Raw genomic sequence first — 19,937 nt, 5'->3', positions numbered from 1 at the left:
TGAGTGGTTTTGCGGCCCTAAATCCTTGACTTCCCCCGGTTTCTGGCTAGTTTGCCGGCCAACGCGGGCCGTTTGGCCGGCTCCAGATTCCCCTGATTTTCTGAGGTTCAGAACATGGCCAAAGCGGTCACCATCAAGGTCAAGCTCGTGTCCTCGGCCGACACCGGCTTCTACTACGTCGCCAAGAAGAATTCGCGCACCATGACCGACAAGCTGGTCAAGAAGAAGTACGACCCGGTCGCGCGCAAGCACGTCGAGTTCAAGGAAGCCAAGATCAAGTAAGATCTCGGAACGCTGAAGATTTTTGCGGGGCCCTATCGGGCCCCGTTTTCATTTGGCCCAATCCTCTCCACACGTCATTGCGAGCGCAGCGAAGCAATCCAGAATCCCTCCGCGGAAAGACTCTGGATTGCTTCGCGGAGGCTGTCATCGGGCCGCGCTTGGCGCGGACCCGTTGGCTCGCAATGACGGAGCGTGGGGTGACAGCACGCGCCCCTCTGCTCACCGGGACGCGCAGCACACCGCCAGCCTCGCGAAATCCTGGCGTGGTTAGAGTGGATCCGACTTCCACGCTCCAACCATTCATGAATCGCAGACAGCGCCGGGCCGCGGCGGCCAAACAAACCGGAAGAACCTCGCCGGCCGCACTCTGCCAGGCCGGCTTTGCGCATTTTCGTTCGGGGCGAATTGCCGAGGCCGAGCTGTGCTGCCAGCAGGCGCTGACACTGGATGAGCAGCACCCGGATGCGCTTCATCTCCTGGGTGCGCTTTGTTTTCACGCGCAGCAGCCTGACGCCGCCGAGGAATGGATCGGCCGAGCCGTCCGGCAAGCGCCGAAGGCCGAGTATCTCCTCAGCCTCGCCACGGTGCTGGAGCGACAGGGACGGCTCGAGGACGCACGGCACCACTACAGCCATGCCTTGAGCCTGAAGCCCGGCGATGCCGGCCTGTGGAATCACCTCGGCAACCTGCTCTGGCAGCTCGGGCACAAGGACGAAGCGGCGCAGCACCTGTTGCAGGCCTTGAAGCTCAATCCGCACTATTGGGAAGCCGCGCACAATTGCGGCATGCTGCTGCTTGAGCTCGAACGGCATGCGGAAGCCGTAAGATGCTTCGACATCGCCGAGAGGCTGAACCGAAGTTCCGCGGCCCTGCATCAGATGCGTGCCGTTTGTCTCTCGGCGCTGGGCCGCTTCGACGAAGCAGAGGCCGACTACGAAAAATCCATCGCGCTCGATCCGAACCTTGCGGAGACGCACAACAATCTCGGCCTCTTGCATTGGCGATTTGGCCGGCTGGAACAGGCCTTTGCCTGCTTCGATCGCGCGCTCGCGCTCCGCCCGGATTTCCACGCCGTGCTCAACAACAAGGCCGTGGTCCTGCTGCATCTGCAAATGCTGGATGAGGCCTTTGCGACCCTGCGCAAATCGCTCGCCGCCGCACCTGATGATGCGCAGACGCTGTTCTATCTGGCGACGCTTCAGCTCCTCACTGGCGATTTCGCGCACGGCTGGCTTGCGCGCGAGGCGCGTTGGCGGCTGCCTTCAATCGGCCTGGTCGATCGCGGATTTTCGCAAGCCCTTTGGCGTGGCGACCAGCCGCTCGCAGGCAAGACCATCCTGCTACACTCCGACGAGGGGCTGGGCGATGCGATCCAGTTCGCCCGCTATGTGCCCATGGTGGCGGCATCAGGCGCGCGCGTCATTCTGGAGGTCGAGCCTCCGATCCAACAGCTTCTGGGCGGCATCGAAGGGGTCGCAGAATGCATCGGCCGCTCCTCGACGCCGGAATTCGACTTGCACTGCCCCCTAGGAACGCTGCCGCTCGCATTCGGGACGCGGCTCGACACCGTCCCGCTCGCACAAGGCTACGTTCCTGCGCCGCCGGCAACGCGAATGACAGCGTGGGAAGACCGGCTTGAACAGCGGCTCGGCCCTCACGACCGCTTCCGCGTCGGCCTGGTCTGGGCCGGCAACCCTGACCATAAGAACGACCACAACAGATCGATGACTCTCCACACACTCGCGCCGCTGCTGGATTGCGACGCCCAGTTCGTCTCCCTGCAAAAAGGCGTTCGCGATCAGGACCGCGCCTTCCTCGCCGAACGCCGTGACATCGTCGACCTTACGGAGCATCTCACCGACTTCAGCGAAACAGCGGCGCTGATCTGCTGTCTCGATCTGGTGATCACAATCGACACCAGCGTTGCCCATCTCGCCGGCGCGCTTGCCGCGCCCGTCTGGACGCTGCTGCCCTTCAACCCGGATTGGCGCTGGCTGCTCGAGCGCGACGACAGCCCGTGGTATCGATCGATGCGGCTGTTCAGGCAGACAACGCGCGGCGACTGGGCCAGCGTGGTGGACGACGTATGCCGCGAACTCGAAAAGCAGATCGCCGCGTGGCGCGCAAGGAAGGATCAGGCGTCCCTCCCGCCTGCCTGATGAGCGCGCAGGCGGCCAAGTCGTCGAGATCAAAGTAAGATCGGCCAATGCTGCCGAGCTTTACGGGGCCCTCGCGACCCCGTTTTTATTTGCGACCAATGGTCGTAGCCTCCACGTCCATGATCGCAGCCTTGGACGAGGGACATGTCGGTGGCTATTCGGTCGCGTACGGCCGCGACGATACCTATTTTCCGGTCTACGTCACGGCGGCGCTCGCCGCGATCTTCTGCACGGCTGCGCTTCTCACCGGCGCGATCTACTGGCTTGCGCTCGCGGCACTCGCGGCCGGGTTCACCTACTACAACATTCCGCTGCTCGAGACCGGCCGGCCCACGATCGGCGCGAACCAATACGGCATCTTCATCCAGGCCTTCGGCCTGATCCGGTGGCGCGCCATCGAGCGCATCGATCTCGTCGAGATCGCCGAGCGCGCCATGACGGTGCATGAACTCCAGATCGTGCTGAACGCACCGCTCACCAGCGCGCTCGTGGCCGACTGGCGCAAGCAGCCGTCCTGGCGCTGGCTGATGCGCCTGCCCTGGCGGATGAGCCACACCAACATGGTACGGGTCAATGTCGAGCCGTTCGACCAGCCGCCGGACATGATCCATCGCACCTTCCTGCGGATGTGGCGCTACTACCGCAGCTAGTGCACGACCTCGCCATGCAGTGCGAGGTCGAGACCGTCGCGCTCCATATCCTCCGACACCCGCAAACCGACGAACAGCTTGATCACGGAGAGGATGATCAGGCTGACGACGGCGTCGTAAACAAAGACGGTAGCTACGCCGATGCACTGGTTGACGAACTGGCCGGGATTTCCTTCCAGCACGCCCGCGGTGCCACCATATTGCTCGACGGCAAAGACGCCGGTGAGCAGCGCGCCGACGATGCCGCCGAGGGCATGGACGCCGAAGCAATCGAGCGCGTCGTCATAGCTGAACATGGCCTTGAGCCCGGTGCATCCCCAGTAGCAGATGACGCCGGCCGCGATGCCGATCACGAAGGCCCCTACCGGGCCCACGAAACCGGACGCCGGCGTGATGGCGACGAGGCCCGCGACCGCGCCCGAGCAGATGCCGACAACCGTCGGCTTGCCCTTGAGAGACCACTCCACCAGCATCCAGGTGAAGCCGGCGACCGCCGTTGCGATCTGCGTCACCAGCATCGCCATGCCGGCCTGCATGCCTGCCGTCACCGCGGAGCCCGCGTTGAAGCCGAACCAGCCGACCCACAGCAGCGAGGCGCCGATGAAGGTCAGCACCATGTTGTGCGCCGGTCCCGTTTCCTTGCGCTTGCCGAGCATGATGGCGCACATCAGGCCCGCGACGCCGGCGTTGATATGCACGACGGTTCCGCCGGCGAAATCGAGCACCTTGACCCAGGCGGCGTCGTTGCCGGACGAGAAGATGCCGTCGGGGCCCCACACCCAATGCGCGATCGGCGCGTAGACGAAGATCGCCCACAGGCCGATGAACCAGAGCATCGCGGAGAATTTCATGCGTTCGGCGAACGCCCCTGCAATCAGCGCCGGCGTGATGATCGCGAACGTCATCTGGAAGCAGATGTAGACGCTTTCGGGAATCGTCGCCGCGAGCGGATTGGGATTGCCGATCCCGCCCTTGCCGATGTCGCTGAGGATGTCCCTCAGGAACATGCGGTCCAACCCGCCGATGAACGGCGTGCCGGCGCGGAAGGCCAGGCTGTAGGTCAAGATCGCGAACAGGATGGTGACGAGGCAGGTCACCGCGAAGCTGGTCATCACGGTGTCGCCGACGTTCTTCTTGCGCACCATGCCGCCATAGAACAGCCCAAGCCCCGGAACCGTCATCATCAGCACCAGCGCAACGGAGGTGAGCATCCAGGCGGTGTCGCCGGAATTGGGCGTGCACTTTTCGAGGATCTTGCCGCCGCAGGCGGGCGGGGCCGCATCCTCGGCGAGCGCAACCTCGCCGAGGGCGAGGTAGAGAAGCGCAATTCCCAACAGCGCGACCACCAGTGTCACGAGCCTTTGGCGCGTGGATGTTCTCGACTCCATCATCGTCCTCCCAAGTCTCGAGAGATCAATCGCAAGAGATTGGCTTCCGGGCATTGTTTGCGTGGAACCGCAGGGATGATCATTCGCGCCGGAGCGACAGCGCCAGCGTGATCGGCTCGGATTTTCGGGGCAAAATGATCGAGGCTCGACGCGATGAGGTCGTCGAGCGTCGATGTCTGGAGACTGGCATCGACCAGCCTCATGGCTTATCGGCCTTTCCCTTGTCGCCGGATCGGAAAGCGTTAGACGCGGTTCCAATTCCAGGCGAAAAGGAGATGCAAGATTCGCACCATCGGAACGATTCAATCAAGCTACTGAATGCGCTTCGATTCCAGTTTGCTGCTGTGCGGAAGCCGCGCCACGCGCTGCTTCACAGAGGTGCGCAACGCCCAACGGATGAGCAGCGGCTGATGATGCCTACGCCGTTCGCAGCAAGGGCGGCGCGGTCGGTTTGATCAGCGCGAATGCGATCTGGACGATGCCGCCGGCAAGGCCGAGCGCGACGCCGATGCGCCAGGCCATGGAGTAGGAGCCGAGCGTGTCATAGATCAGCCCTCCTCCGTAGGCGCCGAGGAAGCTGCCGATCTGGTGGCTCATGAAGGCCAGGCCCTGAATCATCGCCTGCCAGCGCAGGCCGAACATCTCGGCGACGGCGCCGGCGACCAGCGGGCCGACGCCCATCCACAGGAAGCCCATGATGGCGCCGAACAGCAGCGTCGAGAACGGCGTTGCCGGCAGCATGAAGTACCAGGCCAGCGCGAGCGAACGCAGCAGGTAGATCGCGCCCAGCAGCGCCAGCTTGTTCCAGCGCTGGCCGGCCCAGCCGAAGAACAGCGAACCCAGCACGTTGAAGCCGCCGATCATGCCGAGCGTCTGCGCGCTCAGCATCGGATCGAGCCCGCAGATGGCGAGATAAGACGGCAGATGGGTAGTGAGGAACACGAGCTGCATGCCGCAGACGAGATAGGCGCAGGTCATCACCGCGAAGGAGGCGTTGCCGAACGCGGCCCTCGTCACGGAGGCGGCCGTGGCATCGCCGATATCGTCGGCAGCAGGCTTTGGCAGCGGAATGGCATCGACGCGGCCGGCGTACCACGCCGCCGGGATCATCAGCACCGACATGACGACGAAGCCGGCAAGGCCAATGCGCCAGCCAAAACCCTCGTTGAGCATCTGCCCGACCGGCGCCGACAGCAGCGCACCGAGCGAGCCGGCGCCTGAGACGATGCCGAGCACGGTCGAGCGCACCGTCTCGGGCACCGCGCGCGCCGCCACCGACATCGCGATCGCAGCCGCGGTGCAGGCCAGCGAAGTGCCGATCAGCACGCCCGCGCCGATCATGATGCTGACGAGCCCGTTCGCCGTGGCCATCAGCGCGAGGCCGGCGATGTACATCAGCGCGCCCGCGATCATGATCGGGCGGAAGCCGTAGCGCACCGTCATCGCCCCGGCGAGCGGCTGGAGGAAGCCCCAGGCGAGGTTCTGCACGGCAAGGGCCAGTGTGAAATCCGACACCGAGAGATGGATGTCGTGCGTCAGCGGCGGCATGAAGATGCCGAGCGACTGCCGCAGCCCCATGCTCAGCGTCAGCATGATCGAGGCGCCGATCAGGATCGGCAATGTCGGACGCAGGACCTGCAACAGGGGCATTTTTGTTCTCCCTCATGGGCGCTGGCCGCGCGCCGGCATCTGCATGACCGGTTGATTTTGGTTACACAGACCTGTGTAATTAGTCTATAGGTAACGGGCGCTGTCAAGGTGCTTGTTACACAGGTCTGTGTTATGCCGTCCGCCGAAAAATCCGACATGAAGGAACGGATCCTTCAGACCGCCGACAGGCTGTTCTATCTGCAAGGCATTCGCGCCATCGGCGTCGATACCATCGCGGCCGAGATCGGCATCAGCAAGCGCACGCTCTACAACCACTTCCCCTCCAAGGACGCGCTGATCGCGGCCTATCTGGAGCGCCGCTTCGTCAGCGCCCGCCCCTCCGACAAGCCGCCGGCCGAGCAGATCCTCGCCACCTTCGATTCGCTGGAGCGGCGGTTTGCAGCGAAGGATTTTCGCGGCTGCCCGTTCGTCAACGCAGTCGCCGAGCTCGGCCCCACCGACCGCGCCGTGAAGAAGATCGCCATTGCCTTCAAGGAAAGCCGCCGCGTCTGGTTTCGCGAGCGACTGACCGAGCTCGGCGTCGCCGATGCGGATGCGCTCGCAACGCAGCTCGTGCTGCTGGTCGATGGCTCGATCGCCCAGGATTTAGTGCGTGACGATCCCGCGATGGCGCGCGCGGCGAAGGAAGCGGCCAAGGTGTTGCTGCGGAATGCCGGCGTGGATGTGGGTGGCGATGCGAAGCCGGTGAAGGGCAAGCGGTCATCCCAATAACCGCTGTCGCCGCACCTCTCGGTGTCATCACCCGCGAAAGCGGGTGATCCAGTATTCCAGAGGCAGTTGTGATTGAACCGAGACGCCGCGGCGTACTGGATTCCCCGCCTGCCGCCTACGCTAAAGCTTCGGCGCCCCTAGACCTCAACCCCGGCGAAGCCTTGGCGTAGCCGGGTCGCGGGGGATGACAGCCGAGTTTGTGCGAATAGCCGAGCGCAACACCCGAGCAGAGATCATCCCGTCAGAACATTGTATTCTAGTTCGTACCGCCATCGAGGTTTCGACATCATAGGGTGTCCCTGCGTTGCATTGTCTCGATCATGATCGTTGCAGATCGCTCGCCGGAATTGCGACAGCGGCGGCTTGAGGCCTCTCGAGCGGCGGAATGTGGCGCCTGACGGCCGCAAGCGCGACGAAGACCAGGATCATGGCCCCGCCGAGCATGAGCAGATAGGCCGACGCACCTCCCGAAGTGATCACGGCAGCTCCCGCGAACGCGCTCAGGATCGCACCAAATCGGCCAAAGGCGAGCGCCGACGCCGTCCCGGTTGCGCGCACGGCCGTCGGATAGACATAGGCGCACAACGCAAACATGGTCGACTGCACCGCATTGACGAACAGCCCGTGCACGCCGAGGCCGGCAATCAACAATGACGTGTGGTCCTTCGTGCCGAGCTGCTGGATGACGAGAGCGCTTGCGGTCGCGCCGATACAGCATGCCAGAAGCGGCCAGCGAGACCCGAAGCGTGCAATGGCGACAGCGCAGAACAAGGCGCCGAATACGCCACCCATGTTGTAGGCGGTCAGCCCGGAAGCTGCCACCGCCACGTCGAGGCCCTCCGAGGTCAGCATCGTCGGCAGCCAGCTGAAGGCGCTATACACGGCGAGCAGGCACATGAAGAACGCGCACCAGATCGCAATGGTGTCGCGAGCAAGCCCCGTCTCGAACAATGCGGCCAGTCCCTTGCGCTGCTCCGCGCGCTGTTCGATCCTGTCGCTGAACGTCGCGTCCGCGGGGATCGTCCGGGACATGCGCGCGAGCAAGCCTGACAGTTCCGCCCAGCGCGCCGAGCGGCGGACCAGGAAGCGCGGCGATTCCGGCAGGCCCAACACCAGCAGCAGACTGAGGATCAGCGGCAGCGAGCCGCCGATGAAGAAGAGCGCACGCCAGCCCAAGGCCGGGAGCACGGCGCTGGCGAACAGGCCCGCGAGCATCCCGCCCAGGGGCACGCAGACGATGGTTGCCGTCACCGCCAAAGTGCGGTGGCGGAGCGGCGTGAACTCCGCGGTCGTCGTCGTCGAGGTCGGCAAGGCACCGCCGATGCCAAGCCCGGCGACGAAACGAAGGCAGCCGATTGTCAGGAGATCCGGCGCAAGGCCGATCGCGCAAGTCGCGGTGCCGAATACAAGGACGCTGCCGATCACCGCCCAGCGGCGGCCAAAGCTGTCCGCGAACAATCCCGCACATGCGCTGCCGATCGCCATGCCGACCAGGCCGGCAGCGACCACCGGCGCAAACGCCCCGCGAGTGACGCCCCATTCCTTGATGATCACCGGAATCGCAAATCCGATGAGCTGACCGTCGAACCCGTCCATCACGATCGACAGCGCGGCCAACAGGACCGCGATCTTCTGGAACGCCGTGAAGGGACCCTCGTCGAGCAACTGGCCGACGTCGATTGCATTCGCTGCGCGTGCACCCGTGAGATTCATGATCTCTCGCCTTCTGTTCAGAACGGATAGTGACGTGGGGAGGTCTGCATGGTGATCCAGCGCAGCTCGGTGAACTCGGCGATGCCGGCCTTGCCTCCGAAGCGCCCGAAGCCAGAGTCCTTGACACCCCCGAACGGCATCTGGGCCTCATCATGCACGGTCGGACCGTTGATGTGGCAGATGCCGGATTCGATCCGCGCCGCCACCCGCATGCCTCTGGCGGAGTCCGTGGTGAATACGGCCGACGACAATCCGTAGGCATTGTCGTTGGCGCAGACGATCGCGGCCTCCTCGCCCTTGACGCGAACGATCGGCTTGACGGGACCGAAGGATTCCTCGCTGTAGATCCGCATGTCGGCCGTCACGTTGTCGAGCAGAGTGGCCGGCATCAGCGTCGAGTCCGCCTTGCCGCCGCAGAGCAGCTTCGCGCCCTTGGCGAGCGCATCGTCGATCAGCTCGTTGCAGCGAGCGACCGTCGCCATGTCGACGACGGAGCCAAGCACCACCGGGCCTTTCCTGGGGTCACCGACCGGCAGCTTGCCGGCCTTATCGGCCAAGCGCTGGACGAACACATCGGCAATGCTCTCGTCCACGATGATCCGTTCCGTGGACATGCAGATCTGCCCGGAATTGGCGAACGCGCCGAAGGCGGCGCCGTTGACCGCGGCGTCAAGATCGGCGTCGTCGAGCACCACGAGCGGCGCTTTGCCGCCGAGCTCGAGCACGACGGGCTTCAAGTACTTGGCGCAGACGCCGGCGATGATCTTGCCGACACGGGTCGAGCCGGTGAAGTTGACGCGGCGAACCGAGGGCTCGGCGATCATCGCCTCGACGACGGCGGCGGCATCCTTCGGCGCATTGGTGACGTAGTTGACGACGCCGGCGGGAAAGCCCGCCTCCCGCAACGCTTCGACGATGAGACCATGCGTCGCCGGGCAAAGCTCCGAGCCCTTCAGCACCACTGTGTTGCCGCAGGCGAGCGGCCATGCGACCGCGCGCACGCCGAGAATGACCGGTGCGTTCCAGGGCGCCATGCCGAGGACAACGCCGGCCGGACGGCGCACGCCCATCGCCAGGCTCCCCGGCACGTCGGACGGAATGATCTCGCCGCCGATCTGCGTCGTCATGGCGGCGGCCTCGAGCAGCATGCCGGCGGCAAGATGGACATTAAAGCCGCTCCATAGCGCCGACCCGCCTGTCTCCGCGGCAATCGCCGCCGCAAAGGCATCGGCCTTGGCTTCGAGGCAATGCGCAGCCTTGGTCAGAAGCGCGCGCCGCTCGGAGGGGCCGATGGCAGACCAGGACGGAAATGCGCGTGCGGCGGCCCGCACCGCCGCAACTGCATCGGCCGCAGTCGCCGCAGGAGCCCGTGTCGCAACGGTCGAATTGAGCGGGTTCTTCCGTTCGAAGGTTGCGCCATGGCTAGCCTGCTGCGGCTCTCCGTCGATCAGCATGGAAATCGTGTTCATGGTTTTCTCCCCTTCCTTCTCGATTTGTTTTGCTGCCCGGCGATCGTCGACCTCAACGTCGATGAGCATCGGCCCATCCGAGGCAAAGGCCTTGTCCAGCGCGGCATGCAGCGCCTCGGCATTGTCGACGCGGACTGCGGGACAGCCCATTCCCTTGGCAATCGCCACGAAGTCGAGGTCCGGCAGGTCGGTGCCCTGAACTGGCTCTTGCGAGGCAAAGCCGAACGACGGAGCAAAATCCTGCAGCGCGGCGTAGCGGCCATTGTTGACGATCACGAAGGTGATCGGCAGCGAGAGCTTGGCCGCGCTCCAGACCGACTGGATCGAGTAGAGACTCGAGCCGTCCCCGATCACGCCGATCACCCGCGTGCCCCGCTTTCCCAAGGCGACGCCGACAGCCGCCGGCATGCCGTAGCCGAGTCCGCCGCTGTCCATGGTGTAGAAGCCTTCGCTGCGGACAATGGGCAAATGAGCGTGCATCACCGGCCGCGCGCTCGGCGCCTCCTCGACGATGATGCTCTCGGCCGGTCGCCGCTCGGCGAGCGACTGGAAGAGATAGGCCGTCGATAGCGGAGCGGTCGGCTGGACCTGCGGCGCAGCCGCTCGCGGTGGAGGCGCGAGACGCGCAGGCGGCTTCGCCCGTTCCAGCAGATCGATGAGCCCGAGCCGTATGCTGCCGACGGCGGCCATGCCCTGCGGCGTCCACGTCGCGGTTTGGGGATCGTCGATCAACTGGACGAGCGTGGCGCCGGCAGGCACGTGTGGCCCGAAGCCCTCGACGTGATACGTGAACGCCGGAGCACCGATCGCGAAGACGAGGTCCGCGCCCTTGAGCAGAGAGACGATTTTCTCCCGCATGGCCGGCAGGAAGCCGGCGAACAGGCGATGGTCCTCGGGAAAGCTGCACCGGCCGGACATCGGCGCCACGAAGACACGGGCATTGTGAGCTTCCGCCAGACGGACCACTTCAGAGAACGCCGAGTCGCGGTCGACCGCACCGCCGACGACGAAGGCCGGGCTCGTCGCGCCGTCGAGGGCCCGGGCGATCTGGTCGAGAACATCGGGATCGGGCCGGATCTGCTGACTGACGAGGCGGACCGGCAGATATTCCGACGGACGATCCCAGTCGTCGACCGGGACCGACACCAGCACCGGCCCGCGCGGCGGCATCATTGCTAGATAGTAGGCCCGCGCGATCGCGTGCGGCACATCCTCGGCGCGCGCAGGTTCGATGCTCCATTTCACGTATGGCTTTGGCAGCTCGGTCGCCTCGCGCGAGGCAAGGAACGGATCAAGGGCCAGCATCGAGCGTGCCTGCTGACCGGCCGTGATCACCATCGGCGTGCGGTTCTTGAACGCGGTGAAGATGTTTCCCATCGCGTTGCCGACACCGGCCGCCGAATGCAGGTTGACGAACGCGGCATTGCGGGTTGCCTGCGCGTAGCCATCGGCCATTCCGACCACGACGGCTTCTTGCAGGCCTAGAATGTAACGAAAGTCGTCCGGAAAATTCCGGAACAGCGGCAATTCGGTCGACCCCGGATTTCCGAACACCGTAGTCATGCCGAGCCGGCGCATCAGGTCGCAGACGGCGTCACGAACAGTGAGGTGCGTGGCCTGCGAGCGCGCACGGTCGGTCGCAGAGCGTATGGCTTCCTGCATAGGCGTTTCCAAATGTTCTTGACGGCGTTGTTGGCGGCTTCGTCCGGCCGGCGCGAACTATGGAAAGCGGAGACTTGTTTTGAAATTGCCTTTTTACGGCAAAGTCATTACCTTTGTGCATGACCTTCGATTTGCGACAGTTGAACGCGTTCATGACGATCGTCTCGGCCGGCAGCCTCGGTCGTGCCGCGGACCTGCTGCACATTACGCAGCCTGCGCTCAGCCGCACTGTACGTCGCCTCGAGCAGCAGGTTGGTGCGCCGCTGTTCGAGCGTCATTCCAAGGGGATGCAAGTGACGGCCGTCGGCAGCGCCCTGCTTCCACATGCAACGCTGCTGCTGCGCGAGGCCGAAAACGCGACCGAAGAAATCAATGCGATGCGCGGACTTGCGAAGGGAACAATTCGCGTCGGCGCCGTCGGCAACATCGCGAGCCTTATTCTTCCGCTGGCGATCAGCGCCGTGCTGAAGAAGTGGCCCAACCTCACCGTCTTCGTGATCGAAGGCGTGTGGGACCGGCTTGCGGAGGCCCTCGTCAAGAATGAGATCGATCTCGCATTGGGTGCCGCGACCGAGACGCTCGATGAGATCGAAGCCCTCGCCGATTGCCGCTGGCAGGATCAGAGCCACGTGGTCGCCGGCACCCGTCATCCGCTGCGCAGCAAGCGGAAGCTGACACTGGAAGATACGATGACGGAGCAATGGGCGATCACGCCACGCGGCACCGCGCCCTACGAGGATTTGCTGCGGGTGTTCCGCACCCATGGTCTAGGGCTGCCCAACGTCGTTGTCGAGACCAGGTCAACCCTCGTCCTGAAGAGCCTGATCGCCCGCTCGGGCTTTCTTGGCTGGATGCCGGAATCGATCTACGACGCCGAGCGCCGCGCTCGCATGGTGGACGCCCTGAACATCCCTGGAGCCACAAGCGCAAGAACGCTGACGGCTTTCAAACGAAGACAGGGCATCTTACCCGCGCCAGCGATCAAGCTCCTCGAAGAACTGCGGAAACTGGCGGCTCGTCCCGCGAGATGGTGATCCGCGATAACCACGGGGAGAAGTTTGGCGAATACTCGGAGTTGCCAGCTTCGCGCTACAACCACTTCCTGTGGTTATGGCTTTCGCCAGGACGACGCCGGTGGATGTGGCGCGCAGCGCGCCCCTCGCCGTCTCACGCCGCGTGCGACACCACGCGATTGCGTCCATCATGCTTGGCGCGGTAGAGCGCCATGTCTGCGCGCTTGAGGACGTCGGCGACCGCCTCGCCCTTCTGCTCCAGCGTGGTCAGCCCGATCGAGATCGTCACCTCGACGCGCTTGGTGCCCTTGTGGACGGTGAACGGCTCGCCGGCAATCGAGCGGCGCAGGCGCTCGGCAACCATGCCGGCGACGTGCAGATCGGTCTCCGGCATCACGATGACGAACTCCTCGCCGCCGTAACGGCAGGCCAGATCGATGCCGCGGATCGACTTGCGCACGCGCACCGCGAATTCGCGCAGCACATCGTCGCCGCCGTCATGGCCGAAATTGTCGTTGATCGACTTGAAATAGTCGATGTCCAGAATCATCAGCGCCAGCGGCTTGCCGCGCGTCGCGGCCTGCTCGGCGAGCGTTGCCAGATGGCTCTCCATGTAGCGGCGATTGTGCAGGCCGGTGAGCGCATCGGTGATCGCCATCTCGATCGAATTCTGCACGTTGTCGCGTAAGTGATCGGTGTAGCGGCGGCGGCGAATTTGCGTGCGGGCGCGCGCCAGCAGCTCGGTCTTGTCGAGCGGGCGCAGCAGATAGTCGTTGACGCCGATCTCGAGGCCGCGCAGCAGCCGGGTCGAATTCTCCGCTTCCGCGATCGCCAGGATCGGCACGTGGCGCGTGCGCTCCAGCGAGCGGGCCTGGCTGCAAAGCCTGAGGCCGTCGAAATTGTTCAGATCGAGCGAGACGATCAGGAGGTCGTAATTGCCCTCGGCCGCATGGAACAGCGCTTCGGTCGGATTGGGCTCGACGTCGACGGTGTGCTCGGCGGCAAGGATCGACGCCAGCCGCTGATAGGACGACTCGCGATCGTCGACCAGCAGGACGCGGCCGCCCTTACCGGTATCGGCGACGGCACTGCGCTCGGGCGCCTGCATGCCGATTTCGAGCGAGGTGATGGCGCGCATGCGCAGCTCGTCGGTCATCATCTTCAGCCGCGTCAGCGAGCGCACGCGCGCGATCAACACGACGTCGGAGACGGGTTTTGTCAGGAAATCGTCGGCGCCGGCCTCGAGACCACGATTGCGATCGGCCGGGCTGTCGAGCGCGGTGACCATGACGACGGGAATGTGGTGGGTGGCCGGATCGGTCTTGAGGCGGCGGCAGACCTCGAAGCCGTCCATGTCGGGCATCATCACGTCGAGCAGGATGATGTCGCATTCGGCGCGGCGGGCCAGCGCCAGCGCCTCGGTGCCGTTCGAGGCGGTCATCACGTCGAAATATTCGGCCGACAGACGGGCTTCGAGGAGCTTGACGTTGGCGGGAACGTCATCGACGACAAGGATACGCGCGGACACCGAAACTCACTCCCTACCCGATAAAACGCCGGACCGTCTCAATGAATTTGCCGACCGAGATCGGCTTGGACAAATAGGCTTCGCAGCCGCCCTCGCGGATGCGCTCTTCGTCGCCCTTCATCGCGAAGGCCGTGACCGCGACGACGGGAATGGAACGCAGCTCCGGATCGTCCTTGATCCAGCGCGTCACCTCGAGCCCCGAGACCTGCGGCAATTGGATATCCATCAGCACGAGGTCGGGCCGCATCTTGCGCACGAGGTCGAGCGCCTCGTAACCGTTGCTGGTGCCGGAGGTCTGGTAGCCATGCGCCTCCAACAGGTCGCGGAAGAGCTTCATGTTGAGCTCGTTGTCTTCCACGATCAGGACGGTCTTGGCCATCCCGCCCTCCTGTTTGGTCCCGACGACCGGTGCATGGTAACGCCCCAGGCGCCGCTTTCCGGCGCTTCGAAAACTGGATTCAAACTAGCCCCAGAGTCGCTTGAGTTTGGTTAAACCCGAGCGGCCACTTTCTGCGATGTGGTTTCCAGTTGCTTGTCTGGGGCCGCAAGGCTCACGCCCAAGCCTCAACATAAAGACTCAGTCTCGAGACTCGGGCATAGTCCAAAGTAGACACCGAAAGTTAACGGAAAGGCAAACCGGGCCCGTGAAAAAGCCTGTTCACAACCCCCGCGAAGTCGCTGAAATCGTTGCGATTCAGGCGCTGTCCTTCGTCGCCGGCGAGCCTGAAAGGCTGGGCCTGTTCCTGGCCGAGACAGGGGTCGGTCCGGAGACGCTCCGGAATGCCGCCTCGGACCCGCATTTCCTGCTCAGCGTGCTCGATTTCGTGCTGCGCGATGACGACACCGCCAAGGCTTTTGCCAAGGCTGTGGGCCTGCATCCGACCAACGTTGCCGCAGCGCGGCAGGTGCTGGGCGATGCGCTCGGCGACCGGACCTGGGAGCGCGACGTGCCGTGACCGCCCTGGAGGCGGCCGGGCCCCGCTGTTTCTGCCGGGATTGTCTGGCCGATCAGGAAATGGGCGGGCGGCGCTGTTCCGCCTGCGGCTCCCCCCGCCTCGTCCGCCACCGGGCGCTTGCAGGGCTGACCATCGCCCATGTCGATTGCGACGCCTTCTATGCGACGGTCGAGAAGCGCGACAATCCTGACATCGCCGACAAGCCCGTCATCATCGGCGGCGGAAAACGCGGCGTGGTCTCGGCGGCCTGCTACATCGCGCGCACCTATGGCGTCCGCTCGGCGATGCCGATGTTCAAGGCGTTGGAGGCCTGCCCGCATGCGACCGTGATCCCGCCCGACATGACGAAGTACGTCCGCGTCGGCCGCGAGGTGCGGCAGGCCATGCAGGCGCTGACGCCACTGGTCGAGCCGCTCTCGATCGACGAGGCCTTCCTCGATCTCTCCGGCACCGAGCGGGTGCACGGCATGATCCCGGCAAAGGTGCTGGCGCGCTTTGCCCGCGAGGTCGAGCGCGACGTCGGCATCACCGTCTCGGTCGGCCTGTCCTGCAACAAGTTCCTGGCCAAGATCGCCTCCGATCTCGACAAGCCGCGCGGCTTTGCCGCGCTCGACCAGGAGGAAGCGCGGACCATGCTGGCCGAGAAGCCGGTCGGCTTCATCTTCGGCGTCGGCCCCGCAACGCAAGAACGTCTCATGCAGCGGGGCTTCCGCCTCATTGCCGATCTGCAAAAGGCCGACGAGATCGAGCTGATGCGGCTGTTTCCCAGCGACGGCCGCCGGCTCTGGCGGCTCGCGCGCGGCATCGACGATCGCCGCGTCGAGGCCGATCGCGGCGCCAAGACGATTTCCAGCGAAACGACGTTCGAGACCGACATCCGCGATTTCGCGACGCTGGAGAAGATCCTGTGGCGGCTGTGCGAGAAGACATCATCGCGGCTGAAAAGCAGCGAGCTTGCCGGCTCGACCATCACGCTGAAGCTCAAGACCGCCGATTTTCGCCAACGCACCCGCTCGCAGTCGATCGCAGCCCCGACGCAGCTTGCCGCAAAGATCTTCTCGATCTGCCGCGAGATGCTGGCGAAAGAGATCGACGGCACCGCCTTCCGCCTGATGGGCGCCGGCGTCAGCGCCCTGCGCGACGGCTCGCCCGCCGACGACACCGACATGCTCGACCGCCGCGCCGCGCATGCCGAGCGTGCGGTGGACAGCCTGCGCAAGAAGTTCGGCAATGCCGCCGTCATTCGTGGCATCGCCTATGAGGGACCGGAGAAGGCGCAGGAGTGATGGCGACCTGCCTCCAGATCGTCATTGCGAGCCACCGGGGCCGCGCTTCGCGCGGACCCGGTGGATCGCATGACGGCACACGGCGGGGCCTGTGTCATAGGCCGCTGGCCGACTGAAGTCTGCTCAACCCATGCGATTGGAACCGGGTTGTCCCGTAGTTTTCGATGTTTGGGCTTAGATTCTTGGGTCAAGCCGAGATCGCGGCTTGCTTCGCGGGAGCTTCGACGTGACACTGGCCGGATGCAATCGTTGGACCGGGGGGCCACGTGGAATCGAAATGGCGAATTCTGGCGCTGCTTTTCACAGTGCGCTGCGTCATGGGCATGCAGTTCGAAAGCGTCGGAGCGCTCGGCCCGCTGCTTCGAGCGGAGGGCCTCGATTACGCCCGGCTCGGCATCCTGGTCGGCGCCTATCTGGCACCTAGCGTCCTGGTTGCGCTTCCTGGCGGAATAGTGGTCCAACGGCTCGGCGAACGAACGACGCTTCTCCTCTGCGCGGCGCTGATGTTCGCCGGCGCCGTCGTCGATCTGTCGAGCGACTGGAACGCGCGCCTGCTGGCCAGAATCGTCGCGGGCACGGGCGCGGTGGTGTTTACCATCGCCGGCACCAAGATGATCGCCGATCTATTCACTGGGAGACAGTTCGGCCTTGCGATGGCGGCGTTCGCCGGCTCGTGGCCGTGCGGGATAGCGCTGGCGTTGGTCGCGTTGCCGCCGATCGCGGACAAGTTCGGGCTGATCGGCGCGTCGATGGCAATGGTGATCCTGACCCTCATCGCGCTGATCCTATTGTTCGCGCAGCCGAAGCAGGCGCGGCCGGTCGTGCCGTTGTCCGCGGCCTTCCCAGGCGCGGCCGTCACGGCCGCCGTGGTCATTGCAGGCCTCGTCGCCGGCACCGCCAACGCCACTTTCGCCAATGCGTTTGCGTTCGGTCCGCTGCTTCTCACCGAGAGGGGCTATACGGCCGAGATCGCCGCCTCTCACGTCAGCGTCGCGCTGTGGGTCACCATCGCGGCCATCCCACTCGGCGGCGCGCTTGCGATCCGGCGAGGTGCCGGCATCTGGATCGCTGCCGCGTCCCTCCTGCTCGCCGCGCTCGGGATGGCAGCCATTCCGGTGTCCGACCACGACCTTCTCATCTTCGCAGCACTGGGGCTGGTGGCCGGCCTGTCCGGTGCGACCTTCGCCAGCCTGCCGACATGGGCGCTTCCTGTCCAGGCGCGCGCGGTCGGAATGGGAATCTACTTCTCCGCGTTCTACGGCAGCATGCTGGCGTTGCCGCCGATCGCGGGCGTCTTCGCGCACCGCGCCGGCAGTGCGGGCATCGCCTTCAACGTCGCAGCCGTCGCGCTTTTTATCGCCATCCCGCTTCTCGGGGCCTTCGCCGCGCTGGTTTCCACGCCGAGGTTGGCTCCAGCGGTCGAGGAAGGCGCGGCCTAAGGCTTGCGATATTTGGGCGGCGGACGCGCATTCAGCGAATGTCCTCCGCTACAAAATCCAGCGCGTGCGGTAGATGTGTTCGTCGGCGGGCTCGACCGCTGCGCAGCCAAATCAGCGCCTGCACGAGGCTGCTGGTTGGCACCGGGACGACATGCGGTCGATTTCACCGAATCGCCTCGCCTCCTCAGCTTTATCGATCGCCGGGCCGCGACCTTTTCGCTGCTTACTTCAACGATTACTGCGAGTGCTCTCTCGGCCAGCAACGCCTGCGGCTGGAGGGCCGTCGGTGATGATGGCCAATAGACAGGGGGACCGATCGTTCCCAAAGATTTTCAAAACAAACGTCGTGAATCCGACTTAGATGTTGGCATGGCATCGCAACGGGGTTTGCACTCCCTTCTCCATTCAAGAGTGAACGAAGGTAGAGCGGCTTGGTTCACAAGAGGTCCGCGACGGGCCTACCGCTCGGGGCAATTGTGTCCACGTCAGCGGCGACGCTAATTCGAAGACTTGCAACTTAAGATTCTGGTTTGCAGCCAAAGGAGCCATAGCAATGCCGCAGCCGCACGGCGGATTGATCCGGCCAGGTGGCGGCTAACGCAAGATAAAGGCTGTCAGCAGCTCGGCCTTTCCTTTCAGTTCCAAAGTTGTGCGGTCTGCCTGCGGCTTCTTCTCAGAAAGGGCATCGTAAACCGTCTCGGAAATTAGAATCTCATTAGCTTTGGCCGCACTCTGCAGGCGTGCAGCCGTGTTCACCACGTCCCCGATAGCTGTAAAATTCTTCGATCCTCCTGTGGCCAGGGAGCCAACTTGCGCCTTGCCCATATGAATCCCGACACCAACCGGCAGCGACTCCGTGACCTTCCCCTCGGCCTGGATCAGCCGTCTCGTCGCTGCGACCATGATGTCCGCCGTTCGCGCGCCGAGCGAGGGCATATCGACAAGGTAGATAGCCATGACTTGGTCACCTATGAAGTCGACCAAGGCGTCATCGGAGGTGAGCACCCGATTAGCTCTCGCGTAGAAGCGGCTCACCAAGTCAGCTGCGGCGCTCGAGCTGTGGGTCTCGGACCACGAGGTGAACCCACGTAGGTCGGCGAAAAGCACTCCGACTTTCAGCTCATGAGTTGTTGTCGGCAAGGCTTCGAAGCAGCTCCGGCAGTAGTTTGGGTTGGGCGGCGACGGCCTGATGCCGAACACTTTGCCCAGGCCACCGAACGGCACCATGCAGAACCTACATCGCGGCTCTGACGGGAGCAGCCTCAGCATTCGCCGGTGCCTGCCAACGAATCCAGTTCTGCATAGCGGCAAGATCAGCGGGTTTTCCAGCGTCGATAGACGTCGCACGACCCAGGCATCGTAGTTGCAAATCAGCGAGACCAATCCCAGGAGGAGCACCCCGAGCAGAAGAAGGCCGGCCCAGATGGAGACGTACACGGCCAAAAGGAGCGCAAGCAACACCGCGATGATTTCGAGGCAGTCCACCCCGATCTCGAAGTATCTCGCCTTCGTCATGGGCGCACCACCTAAGTCGCAGGTTACCGGGGGTTCACCGGCAGGGACGCCGCGCTTTCAGCCACTTCAAGGAGGCGACATGGGGTTAAAGCTAGGGCACGTTGACTGGCGGCATAGGCGCCGTCGCGCGCGGCAAGAAATCAGTTTGATGCTGGCCGCGCGCCGCCAACATCAGCGCGAAAACGACAAAGAGTATTAAGAGCCCTCGCATCGTGCGCTGTCAAATCAAGGCATAGCCACCATGAGAGCAAGAGCAGCCCCGCCAGTTCCGGGACCAGCTGCCGCAAAATATAGCGCAGCCAGGGCGATAATCCCCAGGACGCAGTAGCCGGCGATAATCCGTCCGTCGTAATCCCTTGTTAGCTGGGCTGACGGCGCGTGAGTATATGCTTTAGCTGCCATGACCTAAGTCCTTCCAGTTTTGCTCGATGGGCGTGCTGAGACGAGGCGATGGTGTGTGTGGTGAAATGACTGTTAGTGAGCTGATCGATTGTC

At 64.2% G+C, this 19,937-nt stretch carries 15 protein-coding genes and 1 pseudogene; 8 read left to right on the top strand and 8 right to left on the bottom strand.

The window, feature by feature from the left end; all coding sequences use genetic code 11:
* The first annotated feature begins 114 nt into the window (after positions 1–114).
* From rpmG to ACNJX9_RS19070, 3 genes are all read left to right on the top strand, one after another.
* Positions 115–282, top strand: a complete 168-nt coding sequence (rpmG, locus tag ACNJX9_RS19080) for a 50S ribosomal protein L33 (RefSeq protein WP_057756569.1) — start codon at positions 115–117, stop codon at positions 280–282.
* A 302-nt stretch (positions 283–584) separates the two neighbouring features.
* The gene (locus ACNJX9_RS19075) at positions 585–2,441 is read left to right on the top strand and encodes a tetratricopeptide repeat protein (RefSeq protein WP_439409884.1); all 1,857 of its coding nucleotides are present in this window, start codon (positions 585–587) and stop codon (positions 2,439–2,441) included.
* A gap of 119 nt (positions 2,442–2,560) precedes the next feature.
* Positions 2,561–3,091, top strand: a complete 531-nt coding sequence (locus ACNJX9_RS19070) for a hypothetical protein (RefSeq protein WP_439409883.1) — start codon at positions 2,561–2,563, stop codon at positions 3,089–3,091.
* On the opposite strand, the gene ACNJX9_RS19065 is transcribed toward ACNJX9_RS19070, so the two are convergent.
* Both ACNJX9_RS19065 and ACNJX9_RS19060 read right to left on the bottom strand, forming a co-directional pair.
* A complete protein-coding gene (locus ACNJX9_RS19065) occupies positions 3,088–4,482 on the bottom strand; it encodes an ammonium transporter (protein ID WP_439409882.1) in 1,395 nt (464 codons plus the stop codon). The two genes, ACNJX9_RS19070 and ACNJX9_RS19065, sit on opposite strands and share 4 nt — an antisense overlap.
* Positions 4,483–4,896: 414 nt before the next feature.
* Positions 4,897–6,129: an MFS transporter gene (locus ACNJX9_RS19060; protein WP_439409881.1), complete on the bottom strand. Its 1,233-nt coding sequence runs from the start codon at positions 6,127–6,129 to the stop codon at positions 4,897–4,899.
* Between the two features lie 156 nt (positions 6,130–6,285).
* Here ACNJX9_RS19060 and ACNJX9_RS19055 point away from each other — a divergent pair, with 156 nt between their 5' ends.
* Positions 6,286–6,861 carry a TetR/AcrR family transcriptional regulator gene (locus tag ACNJX9_RS19055; protein WP_057756786.1) on the top strand — a complete coding sequence of 192 codons (576 nt, stop codon included), beginning with the start codon at positions 6,286–6,288 and terminating at the stop codon, positions 6,859–6,861.
* A gap of 318 nt (positions 6,862–7,179) precedes the next feature.
* Here ACNJX9_RS19055 and ACNJX9_RS19050 read toward each other — a convergent pair whose 3' ends face one another.
* The 3 genes and pseudogenes from ACNJX9_RS19050 to mdlC all read right to left on the bottom strand — a co-directional run.
* Positions 7,180–8,574 carry an MFS transporter gene (locus ACNJX9_RS19050; protein ID WP_439409880.1) on the bottom strand — a complete coding sequence of 465 codons (1,395 nt, stop codon included), beginning with the start codon at positions 8,572–8,574 and terminating at the stop codon, positions 7,180–7,182.
* A 17-nt stretch (positions 8,575–8,591) separates the two neighbouring features.
* Positions 8,592–10,043: an aldehyde dehydrogenase gene (locus ACNJX9_RS19045; protein ID WP_439410083.1), complete on the bottom strand. Its 1,452-nt coding sequence runs from the start codon at positions 10,041–10,043 to the stop codon at positions 8,592–8,594.
* A gap of 54 nt (positions 10,044–10,097) precedes the next feature.
* Positions 10,098–11,705 (bottom strand): annotated as a pseudogene (gene mdlC, locus ACNJX9_RS19040) (benzoylformate decarboxylase); the annotation flags it as partial.
* Positions 11,706–11,824: 119 nt separating this feature from the next.
* Between mdlC and ACNJX9_RS19035 the strand changes: the two are divergent.
* Positions 11,825–12,739 carry a LysR substrate-binding domain-containing protein gene (locus ACNJX9_RS19035; RefSeq protein WP_439409879.1) on the top strand — a complete coding sequence of 305 codons (915 nt, stop codon included), beginning with the start codon at positions 11,825–11,827 and terminating at the stop codon, positions 12,737–12,739.
* A 133-nt stretch (positions 12,740–12,872) separates the two neighbouring features.
* On the opposite strand, the gene ACNJX9_RS19030 is transcribed toward ACNJX9_RS19035, so the two are convergent.
* Both ACNJX9_RS19030 and ACNJX9_RS19025 read right to left on the bottom strand, forming a co-directional pair.
* A complete protein-coding gene (locus tag ACNJX9_RS19030; RefSeq protein WP_057756587.1) occupies positions 12,873–14,246 on the bottom strand; it encodes a PleD family two-component system response regulator in 1,374 nt (457 codons plus the stop codon).
* 13 nt (positions 14,247–14,259) lie between these two features.
* Positions 14,260–14,625: a response regulator gene (locus tag ACNJX9_RS19025; RefSeq protein ID WP_008130064.1), complete on the bottom strand. Its 366-nt coding sequence runs from the start codon at positions 14,623–14,625 to the stop codon at positions 14,260–14,262.
* Positions 14,626–14,890: 265 nt separating this feature from the next.
* Between ACNJX9_RS19025 and ACNJX9_RS19020 the strand changes: the two genes are divergently transcribed.
* The 3 genes from ACNJX9_RS19020 to ACNJX9_RS19010 all read left to right on the top strand — a co-directional run bounded on the left by ACNJX9_RS19020 (position 14,891) and on the right by ACNJX9_RS19010 (position 17,927).
* The gene (locus tag ACNJX9_RS19020; protein WP_439409878.1) at positions 14,891–15,202 is read left to right on the top strand and encodes a DUF3572 domain-containing protein; all 312 of its coding nucleotides are present in this window, start codon (positions 14,891–14,893) and stop codon (positions 15,200–15,202) included.
* Positions 15,199–16,488: a DNA polymerase IV gene (locus ACNJX9_RS19015; protein WP_439409877.1), complete on the top strand. Its 1,290-nt coding sequence runs from the start codon at positions 15,199–15,201 to the stop codon at positions 16,486–16,488. The genes ACNJX9_RS19020 and ACNJX9_RS19015 overlap by 4 nt, the downstream gene beginning before the upstream one ends.
* Before the next feature lie 266 nt (positions 16,489–16,754).
* The gene (locus ACNJX9_RS19010) at positions 16,755–17,927 is read left to right on the top strand and encodes an MFS transporter (protein WP_439409876.1); all 1,173 of its coding nucleotides are present in this window, start codon (positions 16,755–16,757) and stop codon (positions 17,925–17,927) included.
* Positions 17,928–18,521: 594 nt separating this feature from the next.
* Here the strand turns inward: ACNJX9_RS19010 and ACNJX9_RS19005 are convergent.
* Positions 18,522–19,442, bottom strand: coding sequence for an adenylate/guanylate cyclase domain-containing protein (locus tag ACNJX9_RS19005; protein WP_439409875.1), 921 nt, complete (start codon positions 19,440–19,442; stop codon positions 18,522–18,524).
* Between the last annotated feature and the right edge of the window lie 495 nt (positions 19,443–19,937).

Origin of the sequence: Bradyrhizobium sp. BLXBL-03, from assembly GCF_051853015.1 — a bacterium.
Lineage (GTDB): Bacteria > Pseudomonadota > Alphaproteobacteria > Rhizobiales > Xanthobacteraceae > Bradyrhizobium > Bradyrhizobium manausense.
Note: the sequence above shows the minus strand (reverse complement) of the source record. Positions and strands in the feature narration are given on the sequence as shown.

Coding starts and splice junctions, on each gene's coding strand:
- ACNJX9_RS19065 (WP_439409882.1), bottom strand. CDS start 4,482: ATGATGGAGTCGAGAACATCCACGCGCCAAAGGCTCGTGACACTGGTG.
- ACNJX9_RS19035 (WP_439409879.1), top strand. CDS start 11,825: ATGACCTTCGATTTGCGACAGTTGAACGCGTTCATGACGATCGTCTCG.
- ACNJX9_RS19060 (WP_439409881.1), bottom strand. CDS start 6,129: ATGCCCCTGTTGCAGGTCCTGCGTCCGACATTGCCGATCCTGATCGGC.
- ACNJX9_RS19045 (WP_439410083.1), bottom strand. CDS start 10,043: ATGAACACGATTTCCATGCTGATCGACGGAGAGCCGCAGCAGGCTAGC.
- ACNJX9_RS19050 (WP_439409880.1), bottom strand. CDS start 8,574: ATGAATCTCACGGGTGCACGCGCAGCGAATGCAATCGACGTCGGCCAG.
- ACNJX9_RS19075 (WP_439409884.1), top strand. CDS start 585: ATGAATCGCAGACAGCGCCGGGCCGCGGCGGCCAAACAAACCGGAAGA.
- ACNJX9_RS19005 (WP_439409875.1), bottom strand. CDS start 19,442: ATGACGAAGGCGAGATACTTCGAGATCGGGGTGGACTGCCTCGAAATC.
- ACNJX9_RS19025 (WP_008130064.1), bottom strand. CDS start 14,625: ATGGCCAAGACCGTCCTGATCGTGGAAGACAACGAGCTCAACATGAAG.
- ACNJX9_RS19070 (WP_439409883.1), top strand. CDS start 2,561: ATGATCGCAGCCTTGGACGAGGGACATGTCGGTGGCTATTCGGTCGCG.
- rpmG (WP_057756569.1), top strand. CDS start 115: ATGGCCAAAGCGGTCACCATCAAGGTCAAGCTCGTGTCCTCGGCCGAC.
- ACNJX9_RS19055 (WP_057756786.1), top strand. CDS start 6,286: ATGAAGGAACGGATCCTTCAGACCGCCGACAGGCTGTTCTATCTGCAA.